Source organism: Marinobacter sediminum, assembly GCF_016820575.1.
GTDB classification, from domain to species: domain Bacteria; phylum Pseudomonadota; class Gammaproteobacteria; order Pseudomonadales; family Oleiphilaceae; genus Marinobacter; species Marinobacter sediminum.
Genome location: NZ_JAEMQH010000004.1, coordinates 122,361 through 139,572, shown reverse-complemented (window position 1 = coordinate 139,572; position 17,212 = coordinate 122,361). Strand labels below are relative to the sequence as shown.

Genomic DNA, 17,212 nt, shown 5'->3' with positions numbered 1-17,212 from the left:
ACAAGGAAGCGGGCCTGATCGACTGATCTGACCGAAGCCTTTCCCGGCCGCGGGCACACTGTGCCCGCGGCTACCAATGACCCTCCGTTTTCCTCTGACAGGATTCAGCTATGACCAATAGCGACCCGAGAGCTGGGAACGACATCGACAAGCAGAAAGTCGAAGAGTTTCTACAAACCGAATCCGGTGGAAGAGCGACGACAGGCCCTGCTGCCGTTATTCTGTTTGTTGTTCCACTGCTCTGGTCCCTTTTTCAGCTTTGGATAGCGTCACCGCTTCCTTACATCTTCGAGATGGGCGTCTTCAATTCCACGGAATCGAGATCCATACACCTAGCGTTTGCGGCGTTTCTCGCGTTTGCAGCTTTCCCGATGATTCGAGGAAAGCATGCCAACCATGTGCCCGTGTATGACTGGATTCTTGCGTTGGCGGCGGCGTTTGCCGCATCGTATCTCTACATATTTTATGACCAACTGTCGCAACGCCCGGGCGCGCCCAATACCCAGGATATGGTGGTTGCGCTGGGTGGTCTTGTGCTCCTTCTGGAGGCTACGCGCCGTTCACTGGGGCTGCCGCTGACCATCGTTGCCGGCGTGTTTATTATTTATTCGCTCGCCGGGCCCTACATGCCCGATGTGATCTCTCACAAAGGCGCGAGCCTCAGCAAACTGTCATCACATCAGTGGCTGGGCACCGAAGGCGTGTTTGGTGTTGCCTTGGGCGTGTCTACCAGTTTTGTCTTCCTGTTTGTGCTCTTTGGCGCTTTGCTTGAGCGTGCCGGCGCTGGTAATTATTTTATCCAGGTCGCCTATGCTCTGCTGGGTCACATGCGGGGCGGACCAGCCAAAGCGGCCGTTGTGTCCAGTGGTCTGAGTGGCATCATTTCCGGATCGTCAATCGCAAACGTGGTGACCACCGGTACCTTTACCATTCCGCTGATGAAGCGTGTTGGTTTTCCTGCCACCAAGGCAGGCGCAGTGGAAGTTGCAGCCTCCACTAATGGCCAGCTGACACCGCCCATCATGGGGGCGGCGGCGTTCCTGATGGTCGAGTACGTTGGTATTTCTTATCTTGAGGTCATCAAGCACGCGATTTTGCCGGCAATGATCTCCTATGTAGCTCTGATCTATATCGTTCATCTGGAAGCCTGCAAGCTGAACATGAAGGGTATTGAGCGTCTGGACCGGCCGACCCTGGCACAGCGCATGTTGAACTGGGTCGTGATTCTACTAGGACTAAGCGTTCTCACGCTGGCGGTCTATTATGGCATCGGCTGGACCAAGACCTTGTTGGGTGACGCCGCCATGTGGGTTCTGGGGCCGCTGCTGTTACTCGCCTACGTGGGCCTGGTGGGGTATGCCTGTCGGTTCCCGGATCTTGCTGTGGATGATAGCGACAAGGCAATGGACGAGTTGCCGCCGGTTGGGCCCACGGTTAAAACCGGGCTCTATTTCCTGCTGCCGGTGGTGGTGTTGGTGTGGTGTCTGACCGTTGAGCGTTTTTCACCGCAGTTGTCTGCCTTCTGGGCGACAGTGTTCATGATCTTTATCGTGGTTACTCAGGGCCCGCTGAAAGCCTTTTTCCATAACAAGGGTAATTACCTGACGAGCCTGAAAGAGGGTGTCGTGGATCTTACGCACTCCCTGGTGACCGGTGCCCGGAATATGGTGGGAATCGGCGTGGCCACCGCCACTGCGGGTATTGTGGTGGGTACTGTGACTCTGACCGGGATTGGCCTTGTGATGACTCAGTTTGTCGAGTTCATCTCCGGGGGCAACCTGTTGCTGATGCTGATCTTCACCGCCATCATTAGTCTGATACTGGGTATGGGATTGCCGACCACCGCCAATTACATCGTGGTGTCTACCCTGATGGCCCCGGTGATCGTCACCCTGGGGGCTGAGAATGGACTGTTGGTGCCGTTGATTGCCGTGCACCTGTTCGTGTTTTATTTTGGCATTCTGGCGGACGACACGCCGCCGGTGGGGTTGGCGGCCTACGCGGCCGCGGCAATATCCGGTGCCGATCCCATACGAACGGGTGTGCAGGGTTTCACCTACGATATCCGAACCGCAATATTGCCGTTCATGTTCATTTTCAACACGCAGTTGCTGTTGATTGGTCTGACCGGTTGGGTGGATCTGCTGATTACCATCTTCAGTGCGGTGACGGCGATGCTGGTGTTCTCGGCTGCCACCCAGGGCTACTGGTTTACCAAGACCCGGTGGTGGGAGACGGTATTGCTGCTGCTGATCACCTTCACACTCTTCCGTCCAGGATTTTGGTGGGATCGTATCTATCCTCCGACGGAGGACCGTCCTGGCGCAGAGGTGCTTGAATACGTGGATAAGGTGCCTGCTGATGAGCCTATCATTGTCCAGGCGTCGGGCATGTCCCTGGACGGCAACGAAGTGTCCAAGTACCTGCAGTTGCCGCTGCCAGCGGCAGATACCCCGAGCCAGCGCCTGGCTAAGTCGGGTCTCGAGGTGTCGCCGCAAGGTGGTCAGATGGTAGTGGATTTCGTTAACTTCGGAAGTGTTGCCGAACAGGCTGGCATCAGCTTTGGCTGGACCATTGATAAGGTCCAGGTGGAGATTGACCGCCCGCCGAAGGAGTTGATGTTTATCCCGGCTCTGATCCTGCTTGCCTTGCTGGCTTTTGGTCAGCTTCGGCGAAAAGCCCGGGAGGAGGAGAGTGCGCAGGTAGCCTGACGCCTCCACTCCCTCGTTCCCTTAGCAAAAACCCGGCATTAACCTGCCGGGTTTTTTTCTGGTAGACTCCCGGTCGAATCGGCCCGCGGTTTGTATCGTGGAACGCCGTCATCATGTGATCTCTGGTATAGATCACCGCTGAGCAACCAACTGGAGTTTTTCATGCCCGTCGTAACTTTGCCGGATGGCAGCCATCGCAGTTTTGCAGAACCCGTAACCGTTCATGACGTTGCCGCCGATATTGGCGCAGGTCTGGCCAAGGCCGCACTGGCTGGCCGTGTGAATGGCCAGCTGGTGGATACCAGTTACCGCATTGAAGACGATACCGAGCTGGCGATCATCACCGATCGCGACGAAGACGGCGTCGATATTATCCGTCATTCCACCGCCCATCTTCTGGCTATGGCCGTAAAAGAGCTGTTCCCCGATGCCCAGGTAACCATTGGGCCTGTGATCGACAACGGCTTTTACTACGATTTCAAATTCGATCGCCCGTTCACTAACGAAGATCTGGCGCGCATCGAAAAGCGCATGGAAGAGCTGTCCAAGCAGGATATTTCGGTGTCCCGGTCCGTGCTGTCCCGCGACGAAGCAGTGAAACTGTTCGATGAGATGGGCGAAGAGTATAAGGTTCGCATCATTGAAGACATTCCAGGTAGCGAAGACCTGTCATTCTACCGCCAAGGCGATTTCATCGATTTGTGCCGTGGCCCGCATGTGCCCAGCACCGGCAAGCTGAAGGCCTTTAAGCTTACCAAGGTGGCCGGTGCCTACTGGCGCGGCGACACCAGCAACGAGCAATTGCAGCGGGTCTACGGCACCGCGTGGGGCAACAAGAAGGATCTGAAGGCCTATCTGCACCGCCTGGAAGAGGCAGAGAAGCGGGATCACCGGAAGATCGGCAAGAAGCTGAACCTGTTCCACATGCAGGAAGAGGCGCCGGGCATGGTGTTCTGGCATCCGGATGGCTGGTCGTTGTACCAGGAAATCGAGCAGTACATGCGCGACAAGCTGCATTTCCATGGTTACAAAGAGATCAAGACACCGCAGGTGGTCTCCCGTGCGTTGTGGGAAAAGTCCGGTCACTGGGACAAGTTCCACGATGACATGTTCACCACCGAGTCGGAAAAGCACGATTACGCTATCAAGCCGATGAACTGCCCGTGCCACATCCAGGTGTTCAACCAGGGCCTGAAGAGCTACAAGGACCTGCCGCTGCGGCTGGCCGAGTTTGGCTCCTGCCACCGTAACGAGGCGTCTGGTGCGCTGCACGGCCTGATGCGGGTGCGTGGCTTTACCCAGGATGATGCGCATATCTTCTGCGAAGAAGATGCGATTCAGGAAGAAGTGTCTCGCTTCATTGATCTTCTGCACGAGGTCTATCAGGACTTCGGCTTCGATCAGATCCTCTACAAGCTGTCCACTCGCCCCGAGAAGCGGGTAGGGTCGGACGAGGTCTGGGACAAGTCAGAGGCCGCGCTGGAAGAGGCGTTGAACCGTGAAGGCGTTGACTGGGAACTGCTGCCGGGCGAGGGTGCTTTCTATGGCCCGAAGATCGAATTTTCCCTTAAGGACTGTATCGGACGGGTGTGGCAGTGTGGCACCATTCAGGTCGACTTCTCGATGCCGGGCCGATTGGGCGCCCAGTTTGTCGCGGATAATTCAGAGCGGAAAACACCGGTTATGCTGCACCGGGCCGTGCTGGGTTCGTTCGAACGCTTCATCGGTATTCTGATCGAAGAGTACGAAGGCGCGTTTCCGACCTGGCTGGCACCAACCCAGGTGGCCGTACTGAATATTACCGATAATCAGCGTGATTATTGCCAGAATCTGGCGAAAAAGTTGGATTCTTTGGGGTATAGGGTTAATGCTGACTTGAGAAACGAGAAGATCGGCTTTAAAATCCGCGAGCATACTCTTAACAAGGTTCCCTACCTTGTCGTTGTCGGCGATAAAGAAGTCGAGAACAACGCCGTTGCGGTGAGAACCCGCAAAGGTGAAGATTTGGGAACACTATCGCTCGAAGCGTTCGAACAACTTTTGCAGAAAGAAGTTGAGCGCAAGGGCAACACAAAGACGGAGATCTAATTATTAAACAGCGAGCGAATCGGGGTGGGCGTACACCAAAGGCGCCGATCAATGAGAATATTGACGCAACCGAAGTCCGACTCATCGATGCCGAAGGCAATCAGGTCGGTGTAGTACCAATTGAGGACGCCATCAAGCAAGCTGAAGAGGCGTCTCTTGACCTGGTCCAGGTTACGGATTCCGATCCGATCGTCTGTAAGATAATGGACTACGGCAAGAAAATCTTCGATGAGAAGAAGGCCAAGGCGGCTGCCAAGAAAAAGCAGAAGCAGACGCAGGTTAAAGAGCTTAAGTTCCGACCAGGAACTGAAGAAGGGGATTATCAGGTCAAACTACGCAACCTGGTACGTTTCCTTGAAAACGGGGACCGCGGCAAAATCACTATTCGCTTCCGTGGACGTGAGATGGCACACCAAGAAATTGGTATGAAACTCATGGGCCGCATTGAAACGGATATTGAGGAGCTGGCAACGGTTGAGATGCGGCCGAAAATGGAAGGCCGGCAGATGACCATGATTGTGGCGCCCCGAAAAAAGAAGTGATCCTGTTCGGGTGATGATCCCCCGCGCACGCGGGGGATTTGTCGTTCAGGGCCACATTTGATGTTCTTAAAAATAGAATGCGGAGTTTTAAAAATGCCTAAGATGAAAACCAAAAGCGGAGCCACGAAACGGTTCAAGAAAACCGCCACTGGCTTCAAGCACAAGCAGTCCTTCACCAGTCATATCTTGACCAAGAAGAGCCCCAAGCGTAAGCGTCAGCTCCGCGGTACCAAGCTGATCGCTAAATCCGATGTGGCGTCCATCAAGCGTATGACAGCGTGCTAATAGCTCGCTAATCATTCCTGACAAGGTTTATTAAGGTAGAAGGATTAAAGTATGGCTCGTGTAAAACGTGGTGTGGTCGCACGCCGTCGTCACAAAAAGATTCTCAATCAGGCCAAAGGTTACTACGGTGCTCGTAGCCGTGTATTCCGTGTAGCCAAGCAAGCGGTTATCAAAGCCGGTCAGTACGCATACCGTGACCGTCGTAACCGTAAGCGTGCTTTCCGCGCTCTGTGGATTGCTCGTATCAACGCTGGCGCCCGCGCTAACGGTCTGTCTTACAGCCGTCTGATCGCTGGTCTGAAAAAGGCTAACGTCGAAATCGATCGTAAGGTTCTGGCCGATCTGGCCATGAACGAGCAGCAGGCGTTTGCCGCTGTTGTCGAGAAAGCCAAAGCATCTCTGTGATCGCTTAAGCTCTTCATCGATTGATCATCGATACGGACGTCTCATGTCATCATGGAGACGTCTTCTGATAGGGGAAGGGCACGCTCTTCCCCTATTTTTGTTTATAGAATTCGTTATTTGTACTCCCATTTCTGGTTTGGAGCAGGGTCAATGGAAAACCTGGAGCAATTGGTTCAGGACGGATTGGCTGCGGTGGACAAAGCCGACAGCTTGCAGTCGCTTGATCAAATTCGCGTTGAGTACCTAGGTAAAAAAGGCGTGATTACCCAGCAGGCAAAGACACTGGGGAAGCTTTCCGCCGAAGAGCGTCCCGCTGCAGGCCAGAAGATCAACGAAGCCAAGGGGCAGGTGGAACAAGCTATCAATGCCCGTCGCACCGACCTGGAACGCGCGGCCATTGAGGCCAAACTGGCCAGCGAATCCATTGACGTCACCCTGCCAGGCCGAGGTCAGGATCTGGGCGGACTGCATCCGGTAACCCGCACTCTGCAGCGCATCGAGCAGTTTTTTTCGAGGGCGGGCTACACTGTTGAGCAGGGCCCTGAGATCGAAGACGACTACCACAACTTCGAGGCTCTCAATATTCCCGGCCACCATCCGGCCCGTGCCATGCACGACACCTTCTATTTCAATCCCGGCACTCTGCTGCGTACCCACACGTCACCCGTTCAGATCCGTACCATGGAAGCGGGTAAGCCGCCATTCCGGATGATCTGCCCGGGCCGCGTCTATCGCTGTGATTCCGATATGACTCACACCCCCATGTTCCATCAGGTGGAGGGCTTGCTGGTTGAGAGGGATGTCAGCTTTGCCGATTTGAAGAGCACCGTTGAGGAATTCCTGCGGGTATTCTTCGAGCGCGATCTTGAAGTGCGTTTTCGTCCGTCCTATTTCCCGTTTACCGAGCCCTCCGCTGAGGTGGATATCGAGTGGGGCAGGGAGGCTGACGGCAGCATCAAGTGGCTGGAAGTCATGGGTTGCGGCATGGTGCACCCGAAAGTATTCGAGCACTGCGGTATCGACGCCGAGGAGTACCGTGGCTTTGCGTTTGGTCTTGGCGTTGAGCGCCTGGCCATGCTGCGCTACGGCGTGAATGACCTGCGCATGTTCTTCGAGAACGATTTGCGCTTCCTGCGCCAGTTCCGTTAATCCGGCGATTTACGGCATTCAAATCAACAGGCGAAACCGCATCAGGACAAGGCATTAACCATGAAATTCAGTGAACAGTGGCTGCGCGAGTGGGTAAATCCGGCAATCGGAACCCAGGAATTGATGGATCAGATCACCATGGCCGGTCTGGAAGTGGACGGCTTTGAACCGGTTGCCGGTCAGTTCAGCGGTGTTGTGGTCGGTGAAGTGCAATCGGTAACGCTGCACCCGGACGCCGACAAGCTTCGGGTTTGCCAGGTAAGCGATGGCACCCAGACGGTTCAGGTAGTGTGTGGTGCGCCCAATGTTCGCGATGGGTTGAAAGTGCCGTTTGCGGTTGTTGGTGCGGTCCTGCCCGGCGATTTCAAGATCAAGAAGGCGAAGCTGCGTGGCCAGCCCTCCGAGGGCATGCTGTGTTCGGAGTCGGAGCTGGGGCTGTCCGAGAGCCACGACGGCCTGATGGAGCTACCTGCGGATGCTCCGGTAGGTCAGGATGTTGCCGATTACCTGAAGCTCAATGACGTCACTATCGATGTGGATCTGACACCCAATCGCAGCGACTGCCTGTCCATCAAGGGTATTGCCCGGGAAGTGGGCGTGCTCAACAGCCTGGTGGTTGAAGGGCCGGAGATTCACCCGGTTGAAGCGGTGCATTCGGAAGTGCCGGATATTCGTATCGAGGCGACTGCCGGTTGCCCGCGTTACCTGGGGCGTATCCTGCGCAATGTAAATTTGCGCTCACAGTCGCCGTTGTGGATGCAGGAAAAGCTGCGCCGCTCTGGCATCCGTTCCATCGATGCCGCCGTGGACGTAACCAACTACGTCATGCTCGAGCTGGGTCAGCCGATGCACGCCTTCGACCGCACTGAAATCCAGGGCGGTATCGTTGTTCGGATGGCCAAGCCCGGTGAGAAGCTGGTGCTACTGGATGGCCAGGAAGTCGAGTTAACCGAGCAAACCCTGATTATTGCCGACCACGAGAAGCCGGTAGCTATTGCTGGCGTGATGGGTGGAGAGCACAGCGGTGTCAGTGCCCAGACCGGCGATCTGATTCTCGAGTCGGCCTATTTTGATCCCATTACCCTGGCCGGTAAGGCTCGGGGTTATGGCTTGCATACCGACGCTTCGCACCGCTTTGAGCGTGGCGTGGATTACAAGCTGGCGCGCGAGGCCATGGAGCGCGCAACGCAATTGCTGCTGGAAATCGTTGGTGGTGAACCCGGCGAAATCGTTGAAGTGGTCAGCAAGGACGATCTTCCGAAAGATCACTCGGTGGATCTGCGCGCTACGCGTCTCTACGACGTGCTTGGGCTGGACATTGATCGCACCACGGTCGAGGAAATTCTGACCCGTCTTGGCTTGCACATCGATAAGTTGCTAAAAGACGGCTGGCGTGTGAGCGTGCCGAGTTTCCGCCCGGACATTGCCATCGAGGAAGACCTGATCGAGGAAGTTGGTCGGATTTACGGCTACAACAACCTCCCGGTTACCGAGCCTGTTGGTTCTCTGGGTTTGCGCCAGGAAGACGAAGCCACCCGGCCGATCTCGGCGATTCAGAGCTTCTTTGTGGACAACGGCTACCAGGAGGCGATCACCTACAGCTTTGTGGATCCCAAGGTGCAGCAGCTGATCGATCCGGAGCGGGAGGGTATCGCCCTGGCCAACCCCATCTCTGCAGACCTCTCGGTGATGCGCACCAGTCTCTGGAGTGGGCTGCTCAAGACCGCTGCCTACAACCAGAACCGTCAGCAGCCCCGCATTCGTCTGTTTGAAACTGGCCTGCGGTTCGAGCAGGTGGGAGAGCGGATTGATCAGCAGCAGATGCTGGCCGGTGTTGTGGTGGGTTCGCAATACCCCGAAAACTGGGCAAACGGTCGCAGAACCGCGGATTTCTTTGATGTAAAAGGAGATCTGGAAAGCCTGTTCCGTTTACTTGGTATCGACATCCAGTTTGTCGGCAGCCAGCATCCGGCCCTGCACCCGGGCCAGACCGCGGAGCTGCTCCGGGATGGCGAACATGTCGGCTGGCTAGGCACATTGCACCCACAAGTGCAGAAAAATCTTGAACTTAATGGCACGATCCTGGTGTTTGAGCTATTCTTGGATTCTATCGTTACCGGTTATGTGCCTAATTTCAAAGAAATTTCGAAATTTCCGGAAGTTCGCCGGGATTTGGCTATGATTATCGGAAGTGACGTCGCGTTTGCCGATGTCGAGCGTGTAGCCAAAAAACATGCCGGTGAGCAACTGACAGCGTTACGAGCCTTTGATGTTTATGAGGGCGAGAGTCTGGGCGAGGGGAACCGTAGCCTGGCTCTGAGTCTGTTCTGGCAACATCCGGAACGTACGCTGAATGAAGATGAAGTTCACTCGCTCTTCAATGGTGTGATTGACGCCTTGAAAGAAGAGCTGGGGGCAACACTGAGGAGTTGAGAGACATGGCGGCTTTGACGAAAGCGGAAATGGCTGAGCGGTTGTATGAGGAGTTGGGCCTGAACAAGCGTGAAGCCAAGGAAATGGTGGAAGCTTTTTTCGATGAGATCAGAGGCGCCCTCAGCCACAACGAGCAGGTAAAGCTGTCAGGATTCGGGAACTTCGATCTGCGGGACAAGAAACAGCGTCCCGGCCGGAACCCCAAGACCGGTGAAGAAATCCCCATCAGCGCACGGCGGGTCGTTACGTTTCGCCCGGGGCAAAAACTTAAGCAAAAAGTAGAAGCGTATGCTGGAACCCAGTCATAACAATGAACTCCCCACAATTCCGGGGAAGCGATACTTTACCATTGGCGAGGTCGCTGACCTCTGTGCTGTGAAGGCGCACGTCTTGCGTTATTGGGAGCAGGAATTTCCCCAGCTGTCGCCGGTCAAGCGCCGGGGTAATCGCCGGTATTACCAGCGGGCTGACGTTATCACCATTCGTCAAATCCGCAGCCTGCTCTACGATCAGGGGTACACCATCGGTGGTGCCAAGCAGAAGCTGAGCAGCCACGAAGTCAAAGATGACACCTCTCAGTACAAGCAGCTGATCAGACAGATGATCACTGAACTGGAAGACGTTCTGGATGTGCTGAACACGCCCGTCAAATAGAGGCGTTATCTCATTAAAACCGAGCTGGTTTAGTAGACCACCTCGGTTTTTTTTATGCCTGGCTAATGGGCTTTCCTGATGTCTGCGGATTGGGCCTGTTTAGATCGAATGCGTCATAAAGACCGGGTAGATCCCTGAGCGACGGATACACCATTAGATTTCCATTCCCCGCAGCGTGCAGGCGGCCATCGCGAGTGGCGTCAACTTGGGCAGCGTTGGATTGCAGAGGGAAGAACTGAACCCGCGTGCCGGCTATCGCCGTAACCGTTCTCACCGGCAAAATGTCAGCTTCTGTGCTAAACCCAATAGACAGCAAGGTATGTTTGAGTCATTGGTCGCTAAAGGTTGGGTGCCAGGGTGGCAAACGTAGATGAGGCATGACCTGAAGGATAAGAGTTTCAGAATCGGGCTCAGACGCGCTTGCGCGCCAGCCCATGAAAAGCTCGAGGGGCAACCTCAGATCAACAGTTTGCTTGATCCCAACCTCAGTGAAATAGATTACCTCGACGTTTTGCTGAGGTTTCAAGTCGGATTTCGTGAATTGAATACCTACCTCTGGTCGGCCCTGGAAGGCAGCGAGAAGTTTTGCCAATACACCAATCAGAGCTGCCGGTTGGATGCTCTCCGGGAGGACGTTGTCAGTATTTCGGGAAATCACCGGCTGCCGGATTATGGTCGGTTCCCTGAGCCTCCCTCTTATCCGCAGGGGGTGGCTGTACTCTATGTCGTCATGGGGTCGAGCCTCGGAGGGCAGGTCATTCATAGAGTATTGGCCAGGAAGGAGAGTAAAAACATCCGTTGCGCTGGCCGCTTTTTCAGCGGTTGGCCGGCTGAGCGCGCCTGTCTCTGGAAGAGGTTTCTGGCCGATTTGGAAGCATCAGCTGTTCTTTCCCATCAGGACGCGAAGGTGGCGCTCGGCGCGAATAGAGCCTTCGATGATTTATCTCATTTTTTTGAACGATTTTTCGGAAAATGGCTGAGAAAGTTGGGCCTAACTTGCTTCGTGTCACATTGAATCGAGTTCACGGTTTTTTCGGAGTCCAAAGGTAGTAGGTTTATTTCAGCATCCAGTGAACACTGAGCATCGGTGGCTTCTATGTCCGGGATTGACCTTTCGAGTTGCGCTGAAGAACCCATCCGAATACCTGAGTCAATCCAGCCATTCGGATCGCTGCTCGTGTTTGACTCTGATCGCCGTCTCGCACGTTACAGTCTCAATTCGGACGAGATGCTGAACCCTCTGAGTCCATTGGCTCCGGGGATTCGGCTATCCGACATCTTTCCTCTTGATGCAGCCCTGACCATCGACAGCTTCATTAACCAACTCAAAACGCTTGGTGGAAAACAGGCGCTTTTTGTCCAATTGATGGTAATGCATCAGTCATTTGGAGCCTGTTTTTACAGAAGCGGCGAATTTGATGTGCTAGAGCTGGTGCCGACGTCGGCCGATATGAGCTTTCAGGAAGGCTTTTTCAGGTTGCGGGACGAGGTTCAGCGACTTCTCGATTTACCTGACAAAGAAGCGCAGCTCGATTACGTCGTGCGTTTCATCAAAGAGTTGACCGGCTTTGATCGAGTTATGGTGTATCGCTTTGACGCAGAGTACAACGGCGTTGTCTGTGCCGAAGCAAGAGAGCCAGAACAGGAGGCCTTTTTGGGGTTGCATTACCCGGCCTCTGATATTCCTGCACAGGCGCGAGCACTCTACAAGGAGAACCTGGTTCGCTATATTGCCGATGTCGAGTACACGGGATGTGAGCTGTCGGACTGGAGGCATGGGCCGGTGGATATGTCTCAGAGCCTTCTGCGGTCAATCTCACCGATGCACATCCAATACATGAAAAATATGGGTGTGCGTTCAACGCTTGTGGGTTCGTTACTCAGCGATACGGAGCTGTGGGGCTTAGTGGCTTGCCATAATTCCGATCCGACCTCTTACGATTACTCCCGAATGGAGCTTTTTCGCTGGTTAGTGATTTATTTTGGTAATGCTATTGAAGTTGCGCGCCTGCGAGATACCGAAAAACGTCGAGCGCAGGTCCTGCAAATCGCAGATCAGCTAATGGGCAGAGTTCGCCAGGCAGAGGGCGGTCTGTCAGACCTTTTCGCTGGTGACCAGAGCGAGCAGTTATTGAAGATCTCTGGCTGTAGTGGTGCGGCATGCTATCTCGATGGTGAGTATTCCTGGTGCGGCCTTGTACCTACAGAGTCTGAGGTGAAGCGCATCTTAAGAAAACTCACGAAGCTTGGAGTTGTTACGATTGGCGAAATGTTTGTTACGGACAAGTTGCCGAGTCTGTTGGAGGAGGCGTCCAGCGGCCATCCGTTGTCTGCCGGTGTGGCTCTCATGAGAGTACAGGGGGCCAACAAGGATTCTTATTTCATTTTCTTCCGGAAAGAGGTCGTACGAACCGTCAATTGGGCGGGCAATCCGGACAAAATGGTCGAGCAAAACAAAACAGGATTAACGCCGCGTTCCTCTTTCAGCGCCTGGAAGGCAAAAGTCAGTGGTACCTCCAGGCAGTGGGAGTCAGAGGATAAAGATGTTGTACGGGCTTATCTGGGCGTCATTGAAATAGAGCTGAAAGCAAGGGCAGAGAGGGAGCTTCAGCTGCTCAGCAAATGCGTTGAAAGTATTAATGATTCGATCATCATCACCGATAACATCATCGACAGTCCCGGCCCCCGCATAGTTTTCGTGAACAAAGCTTTTGAAATGCAGACCGGGTACTCGAAGAAGGAGGCTCTCGGCCAAAATCCCAGAATGCTGCAGTGTGGGAAAACAGATCGGCACACCTTGGCGTGCATTCGCAACGCGATAAATCAGGCGCAACCGATACGGGTTGAAATACTGAATGCCAAGAAAAACAAAGAGCTCTATTGGAGCGAGCTTGATATCTCACCTATTTTCGACAAACGAGGCGAGGTCGGTCATTTTATCTCCGTTCAACGGGATATTACGCTACGCCGATCTGCTGACGAGACCCTTCGTTTCATTGCTGAGCGCAACTGGAATCTGGATCAGAAGGGCTTCCTGCCTGACCTCGGAAATCACGTTCTGGAACTGACTGGTTTGCCCGCGATGCTGATTGCAACCTGCGAAACATATCGGCGACCTTGTTTTACGACCGTTGTGTTTCTTCTTAACGGGCGCTTGCGGGCCAATTTTTCCTTTGAAATGCCGGACAATGTCTGGGGAGGGGAATCCTCCGAGGCCTTCTTCTGCTCGAACTTTGAGTTTCTAGCGGTAGAGCAGGACCTCGGGTATGTTGATCTCGGTAACTTCAAGGAGGTTGCAGGTATTTGGCTGAATGACGAGCATGGGTTCCGGGACGGTGTGATTCTGCTCTTGTCGGCCCAGCCGGTCCAGGCGAAAAAACACATCAGTGAAAAGCTCAAGTTGATCCAGATCCATGTGGCTCTGGATCTGGTCCGGAAAAAAGCAAGCGATGCGATCTGGTTGCAGGCCAACTATGACCTGCTCACAGGGATTCCAAATCGACGCATGTTCAATGATCGGCTCGCTCAGGCCCTGAAGAAAAGCAGCCGAACAGGGGCGTTGGGCGCGCTTTTGCTGCTCGACCTTGATAATTTCAAAGAGGTCAATGACCTGTATGGTCATCCCCTTGGCGATAAACTGCTGATCCGGGTAGTAGAACGGATCAAGAAGTCCCTTCGCGATTCGGATACGTTCGCCCGGCTTGGGGGCGACGAGTTCATCATCATTCTGGAAGATTTGAGTGACTTTGCAGATGTATCCCACGTCGCGGCCCAGATCCTGGAAAATATGAGCGCCCCCATCAGGCTTGATAAGCACGTTGTGTATTCATCCTTCAGTATTGGGATCTCGGTGTTCCCAACTGATTCTGAGGATGCGGAGCAACTGATTGCGTTCGCTGACCAGGCTATGTACGCGGCTAAAAGTAGGGGAAGGAACCAGTTCATGTTCTTCACTGCCCAGATGCAGGAAGCCATGGCACGCCGCGCTGAACTGGCTACAGACCTTCGCAAAGCGATCGAAAATGACGAGTTGGCCGTGCATTACCAACCGATCATTGACATGAAATCTGGCAGGGTCGTTAAGGCAGAAGCGCTGCTCCGCTGGCATCACCCGAAAAAAGGACTAATCAGCCCGGCCGATTTCATTCCAGTGGCCGAAGAAACGGGACAGATCATCGAAATTGGCGATTGGGTGTTCCATCGCGTGGCGAATTACACCCAGCATCTTCGAAACGCCTATGACACGGAGTTCAAGATATCGGTCAATAAATCACCGGTTCAGTTCAGGCAGGAAATAAAGGACCAGTTACAGTGGGTGGAATACCTTCAGGCGATCGGTTTGCCTGCTTCGTCGGTCATTGTTGAAATCACTGAGAGCAGCGTGATGGACGATGTTGAGAAAGCAGCCCTGGTTCTGGGGGGGTTGCAGGAGAAGGGGGTTGAAGTCGCGCTCGATGATTTCGGGACTGGCTATTCCGCCATGGCCTATCTGCAGCGTTTTGACATTGACTACCTGAAAATTGACCAAAGCTTTATTCGTGCAATGGATGCACACTCTGGTGAATTACCGATGGTTGAGGCCATCATTGTGATGGCGAAAAAGTTGGGAATACAAGTCATTGCCGAGGGAGTCGAAACAGAAGAGCAGGCAACTCTACTGAAGCGCTCAGGGGCGGATTTTGGGCAGGGCTTCTTTTTCGCCAGGCCCTTAAGCTCGGATGATCTGGAAGACATGCTGAAAAGCCAGGCTCAGCAAAAACCTTCCTAACCGGCTCGATCTTTCCGAGCGTTGCGTTTACTAAGAGATGTTGGACTCTATAACGAACTGATCCCGGATCTTACGATGCCGGGATCAGTGTCTTTGAATCTGGTCGGGACGGTAGGATTTGAACCTACGACCCCCTGCACCCCATGCAGGTGCGCTACCAAGCTGCGCTACGCCCCGAATTGCTAGTGCCTTTGAGAAACTTGAGAGTTATCTCAGTGGCTTAGCGGGAGCGAAGTCTACACCAGCCTTCAGCAAAAATAAACAGGCTTTGGGCCATTTTATTCCCGGTTATTTACCGGAGTTTGGTCTCTCTGAGTTTCAGGATAAATTCCGGCGGATCGAAGCTCGCGGAGGTGGCGTTCGGCCAGTATTTATCGAACACCGTTAGCCCAGTCTCACCCTCGAGTAGCGCACCGGGTTCCAGGAACTGGAACAGATCCAGATAGGAATGCACTTCGGTCTTGGAGACCCGGCGTACAATATGCTCTGGGCCAAGCTCTGAAGGATGGCGCAGCCCCGAGGCTTCTAGCAGGTTTTGAAGTGCATCTAGCGTAGTTTTATGGAAGTTGAAGACCCGCTCGCTCTTGAGTTCGACATCGAGCTTGTTGCCACGACGGGGGTCTTGGGTGGCCACGCCACTCGGGCACCGACCGGTGTGGCAGCTCAGCGCCTGGATGCAGCCGAGCGAAAACATGTAGCCGCGGGCTGAGTTGCACCAATCGGCGCCCAGAGCCAGGGGGCGGGCAATATTAAAGGCTGAGGTGATTTTGCCGGCGGCACCAATGGCGATGTCCTCGCGAAGGTTGGTGCCTACCAGGGTGTTGTGGACCAGTAGCAGGGCCTCGGTCATGGGCATGCCCAGCCGGTTGATGAACTCTAGCGGCGCAGCACCGGTGCCGCCTTCACCACCATCGACCACAATGAAGTCGGGTTTGCGGTTGGTCTCCAGCATCGCCTTAACGATGGCGAACCACTCCCAGGGGTGACCGATTGCCAGTTTGAACCCTACCGGCTTTCCGCCCGATAGCTCACGCAGCTGATCAATGAATTCGAGCAGCTCCACGGGAGTGGAAAAGGCGGAATGGCTGGCAGGAGACACGCAATCTTCGCCCACCCCCACGCCTCGGGCTTCGGCAATCTCAGGCGTAACCTTGGCACCCGGAAGAATGCCGCCGTGGCCGGGTTTGGCACCCTGAGATAGTTTGATCTCTATCATTCTTACCTGGTCAAGGGTGGCATTCTCCCGAAACATGTCGGCATTGAACGAGCCATCCTTATTGCGGCAGCCAAAGTAGCCGGACCCGATTTCCCACACCAGATCGCCGCCGGGTTGGCGGTGATAGCGTGAAATCGATCCCTCGCCGGTATCGTGGTAGAAGCCGCCCATCTTGGCGCCCGTGTTCAGGCTGAGGATTGCGTTCGCGGAGAGCGACCCGAAACTCATGGCCGAGATGTTGAACACGCTTGCGCTGTAGGGCTTTGCGCAGTCTTTGCCAATCAGGATCCGGAAGTCGCTACCACTGATTTTGGAGGGATTAAGGGAATGGTTCATCCATTCATAGCCTTCCTCGTACATACTCAGCTGCGATCCGAACGGGCGCTTGTCCAATACGTTCTTGGCGCGCTGATAGACGATGGTGCGCTGCTCCCTGGAAAACGGGCGTTCTTCGGTGTCGGACTGGATAAAGTACTGCCGGATCTCGGGACCGATGGATTCCAGCAGATAGCGGATATTGGCGAGAATCGGGTAGTTGCGGCTGACCGTGTGTTTCTTCTGAAGGAGATCGTAGGTGCCGAGCACCGACAAGGCTCCGAACGCGATCGGGAAAAGGTAGCTGGCCTCAACGAGAAGCGACAACGCCATAGACACAAAAAAGCCGGCGATGCTCAGCGCGTAGACGGTGTAACGTACCGGAAACGTGGTTGTTTTCTCCATGTATACCTCAGTTGGGTCCATTCAGTCGCAAGGACTCGGCGTAGTGCCAGATTATTTCGATACGCTATGAATTCTGTAGCCGACCGCCAGGCAGAGAGCTATTCACGGCGCATTCTTGGTCTATGATGAAGGAGGATGCAGCAATTCGCTGCATTTTTGATGTTTTGAGCTCAAAACATTACCATGACGCGCTTGTAACGTTTGAATACCGATTCCCAAAAAGACTTTCCACTTCAGGAGG

At 54.4% G+C, this 17,212-nt stretch carries 12 protein-coding genes and 1 tRNA gene; 11 read left to right on the top strand and 2 right to left on the bottom strand.

All coding sequences use genetic code 11. The features are described 5' to 3' along the window. Positions 1-110: 110 nt before the first annotated feature. The 11 genes from FGO67_RS16055 (at position 111) to FGO67_RS16005 (ending at position 15,035) form a co-directional block, all read left to right on the top strand. Positions 111-2,711: a TRAP transporter permease gene (locus FGO67_RS16055; protein ID WP_203301688.1), complete on the top strand. Its 2,601-nt coding sequence runs from the start codon at positions 111-113 to the stop codon at positions 2,709-2,711. Positions 2,712-2,873: 162 nt separating this feature from the next. Then, a complete protein-coding gene (thrS, locus tag FGO67_RS16050; protein ID WP_203301687.1) occupies positions 2,874-4,799 on the top strand; it encodes a threonine--tRNA ligase in 1,926 nt (641 codons plus the stop codon). A gap of 2 nt (positions 4,800-4,801) precedes the next feature. Beyond that, complete coding sequence (gene infC / locus FGO67_RS16045; protein WP_094191242.1) at positions 4,802-5,341, top strand: translation initiation factor IF-3; 540 nt, start codon at positions 4,802-4,804, stop codon at positions 5,339-5,341. A 93-nt stretch (positions 5,342-5,434) separates the two neighbouring features. Next, positions 5,435-5,626, top strand: coding sequence for a 50S ribosomal protein L35 (gene rpmI, locus FGO67_RS16040; protein ID WP_007151842.1), 192 nt, complete (start codon positions 5,435-5,437; stop codon positions 5,624-5,626). 51 nt (positions 5,627-5,677) lie between these two features. Continuing rightward, complete coding sequence (gene rplT, locus FGO67_RS16035; protein WP_008170485.1) at positions 5,678-6,031, top strand: 50S ribosomal protein L20; 354 nt, start codon at positions 5,678-5,680, stop codon at positions 6,029-6,031. Between the two features lie 150 nt (positions 6,032-6,181). Beyond that, positions 6,182-7,180: a phenylalanine--tRNA ligase subunit alpha gene (pheS, locus tag FGO67_RS16030; RefSeq protein ID WP_203301686.1), complete on the top strand. Its 999-nt coding sequence runs from the start codon at positions 6,182-6,184 to the stop codon at positions 7,178-7,180. 60 nt (positions 7,181-7,240) lie between these two features. Beyond that, entirely contained in the window at positions 7,241-9,613 is a 2,373-nt protein-coding gene (gene pheT / locus FGO67_RS16025; RefSeq protein WP_203301685.1) for a phenylalanine--tRNA ligase subunit beta, read from the top strand. 5 nt (positions 9,614-9,618) lie between these two features. Continuing rightward, complete coding sequence (ihfA, locus tag FGO67_RS16020; RefSeq protein ID WP_007151838.1) at positions 9,619-9,921, top strand: integration host factor subunit alpha; 303 nt, start codon at positions 9,619-9,621, stop codon at positions 9,919-9,921. Further along, positions 9,902-10,267: a MerR family transcriptional regulator gene (locus FGO67_RS16015; RefSeq protein ID WP_138440558.1), complete on the top strand. Its 366-nt coding sequence runs from the start codon at positions 9,902-9,904 to the stop codon at positions 10,265-10,267. Before ihfA ends, FGO67_RS16015 begins: the two co-directional genes overlap by 20 nt. 469 nt (positions 10,268-10,736) lie before the next feature. Beyond that, positions 10,737-11,282, top strand: coding sequence for a biliverdin-producing heme oxygenase (locus tag FGO67_RS16010; RefSeq protein WP_203301684.1), 546 nt, complete (start codon positions 10,737-10,739; stop codon positions 11,280-11,282). A gap of 81 nt (positions 11,283-11,363) precedes the next feature. Then, a complete protein-coding gene (locus tag FGO67_RS16005; protein WP_203301683.1) occupies positions 11,364-15,035 on the top strand; it encodes an EAL domain-containing protein in 3,672 nt (1,223 codons plus the stop codon). 100 nt (positions 15,036-15,135) lie between these two features. Here the strand turns inward: FGO67_RS16005 and FGO67_RS16000 are convergent. Both FGO67_RS16000 and FGO67_RS15995 read right to left on the bottom strand, forming a co-directional pair. Further along, positions 15,136-15,212: transfer RNA gene (locus tag FGO67_RS16000), tRNA-Pro, on the bottom strand. A 115-nt stretch (positions 15,213-15,327) separates the two neighbouring features. Beyond that, positions 15,328-16,971, bottom strand: a complete 1,644-nt coding sequence (locus FGO67_RS15995; RefSeq protein WP_203301682.1) for an FMN-binding glutamate synthase family protein — start codon at positions 16,969-16,971, stop codon at positions 15,328-15,330. Positions 16,972-17,212: the final 241 nt, after the last annotated feature.

Bases quoted from the DNA above. Each gene is read 5' to 3' on its own strand.
- FGO67_RS15995 (WP_203301682.1), bottom strand. From the start codon at position 16,971: ATGGAGAAAACAACCACGTTTCCGGTACGTTACACCGTCTACGCGCTG.
- rplT (WP_008170485.1), top strand. From the start codon at position 5,678: ATGGCTCGTGTAAAACGTGGTGTGGTCGCACGCCGTCGTCACAAAAAG.
- ihfA (WP_007151838.1), top strand. From the start codon at position 9,619: ATGGCGGCTTTGACGAAAGCGGAAATGGCTGAGCGGTTGTATGAGGAG.
- FGO67_RS16005 (WP_203301683.1), top strand. From the start codon at position 11,364: ATGTCCGGGATTGACCTTTCGAGTTGCGCTGAAGAACCCATCCGAATA.
- thrS (WP_203301687.1), top strand. From the start codon at position 2,874: ATGCCCGTCGTAACTTTGCCGGATGGCAGCCATCGCAGTTTTGCAGAA.
- rpmI (WP_007151842.1), top strand. From the start codon at position 5,435: ATGCCTAAGATGAAAACCAAAAGCGGAGCCACGAAACGGTTCAAGAAA.
- pheS (WP_203301686.1), top strand. From the start codon at position 6,182: ATGGAAAACCTGGAGCAATTGGTTCAGGACGGATTGGCTGCGGTGGAC.
- FGO67_RS16015 (WP_138440558.1), top strand. From the start codon at position 9,902: ATGCTGGAACCCAGTCATAACAATGAACTCCCCACAATTCCGGGGAAG.
- FGO67_RS16055 (WP_203301688.1), top strand. From the start codon at position 111: ATGACCAATAGCGACCCGAGAGCTGGGAACGACATCGACAAGCAGAAA.
- pheT (WP_203301685.1), top strand. From the start codon at position 7,241: ATGAAATTCAGTGAACAGTGGCTGCGCGAGTGGGTAAATCCGGCAATC.